1 pseudogene is annotated in these 613 nt (G+C 66.2%); it reads left to right on the top strand.

Annotated features, from left to right (window positions below):
- A pseudogene (locus RVY79_RS16990) lies at positions 1-613 on the top strand (IS3 family transposase); the annotation flags it as partial.

Below are 613 nucleotides of genomic sequence, written 5' to 3'. Positions count from 1 at the left end.
CGCTCAACTGGCCTGCAAGGAGGCCAGCATTTCCGAGCAGAGCTATTACCGTTGGCGCAAGGAGTACGGCGGCCTGCAGCACGACCAAGCCAAACGCTTCAAGGAGCTTGAGCGCGAGAACGCCCGGCTGCGCAGGCTGGTTGCCGACCTGTCGCTGGAGAAGGCGATGCTCAAGGAGGTCGCTTCGGGAAACTGGTGAGCCCCGAGCGACGCCGACGCGCCGTGTGCATGCTGCAGGAACGGTTCGAGGTCTCGGAGCGCAAAGCCTGCCGCGTCGTGGGCCAGTCCCGGGCCGTACAGCGCTATGTGGCGACGGTGCGCGCTGACGAGGACGCACTCACGCAGGCCATCGTTGCGCTGGCGGCCGAGTACGGTCGCTATGGCTACCGACGCATCACGGCGCTGTTGCAGGCCAGCGGTTGGCAGGTTGGCCGCGACCGCGTGCAGCGCATCTGGCGTCGCGAGGGGCTCAAGGTACCGAAGAAGCAGCGCCCGAGGGGCCGTCTATGGTTCAACGATGGCTCCTGTGTGCGGCTACGCCCGGAGTATCCACATCACGTCTGGAGCTACGACTTCGTGCACCACACGACCGAAGACGGCCGCAGCCTGCGAC

It is taken from the genome of Chromohalobacter sp. HP20-39 (assembly GCF_033052815.1).
Taxonomy (GTDB): domain Bacteria; phylum Pseudomonadota; class Gammaproteobacteria; order Pseudomonadales; family Halomonadaceae; genus Chromohalobacter.
This window is presented reverse-complemented; position numbering and strand designations above follow the sequence as displayed.